Raw genomic sequence first — 441 nt, 5'->3', positions numbered from 1 at the left:
GGGTGCACCCCGTCGGTCAGCCGCTCCCACCACCCGTGCTGGCGCCCGTCGCGCACGAGCCGCAGCAGCATGTCGCGCTCGGCGCCCGCCGGGACGCCGTAGATCCGCATGAGCTCGCCGACGTCGGGGACCTTCGGCACGCCCTTGCCCGTCTCCAGCCGCGAGATCTTCGACGTGGAGCACGTCATCAGGTCGGCGACCTCGTCGAGCGTCATCCCGGACCGGTTGCGCAGCCGCCGCAGCTCGGCGCCGAGGCGGCGGCGGGACCCGATGGGGCTCTGCGGGGTGGTCATCTCCTCCGTCCGACTGCGGCAGCGGGGTGAACGGGACCGGAATGCAATTGCATGAGGCACTGTCGTGCGGCAATCTAGACCCCAGCGCTCGGGCCGTCGAACCGGTACCCGGGCGCTGGCATCCCGAGAGGAGGCCGACGTGACCACC

The 441-nt window shown here is 72.1% G+C and carries 1 protein-coding gene; it reads right to left on the bottom strand.

Going from position 1 to position 441, the window contains the following annotated elements:
- A partial coding sequence (locus D7Y13_RS43005; RefSeq protein ID WP_147452719.1) for a helix-turn-helix domain-containing protein occupies positions 1-293 on the bottom strand: 293 nt, incomplete at its 3' end.
- Positions 294-441: the final 148 nt, after the last annotated feature.

Origin of the sequence: Corallococcus praedator (assembly GCF_003612125.1) — a bacterium.
Lineage (GTDB): Bacteria > Myxococcota > Myxococcia > Myxococcales > Myxococcaceae > Corallococcus > Corallococcus praedator.
The sequence above is the reverse complement of the archived record's forward strand: the minus strand, read 5'-3'. Positions and strand labels throughout refer to the sequence as shown.